A 399-nucleotide genomic window follows, 5' to 3' on the forward strand; every position below is an offset into this window, starting at 1 on the left:
GACGTAGCGCTCGTCGTCGATGGTGAAGACGATCTCCGTGCCGCGCAAGCGGCCGTCCCAGATCGGCGTCGACCGCTCGCCTTCGCGCATCACGCCTTCCAGCTTCTGGAACGTCTGCGACAGCACCAGCAGCTTGTTCCCCATCGCCCATATCCCCGCCACCCTCGCCGGCACCAGCCACAGGTAGACGCCGCACGGCCCCGGGCAGGCCTCGACGCTCGGCACGTACTCGTCCGGCCGCCAGTCCGCCATATCGAACGAGTTCGAGACGATGCGCGTGCCGGCCCGCATCCCCAGCAACGTGGGACGGAGACGCAGGTTCACGCTTGGCAGCAGGAACAGCGTGACGACCGTGGCATCGGAAAAATCCGACTTGAAGATGTCCGCCCGCTCGAAGGT

Annotated in this window: 1 pseudogene; it reads right to left on the reverse strand. The window is 66.4% G+C overall.

Annotated elements, in window-relative coordinates:
- Positions 1-399: pseudogene (locus AC1DHL_RS30045) on the reverse strand (SAM-dependent methyltransferase); the annotation flags it as partial.

Source organism: Variovorax sp. 10L426 (assembly GCF_056395305.1).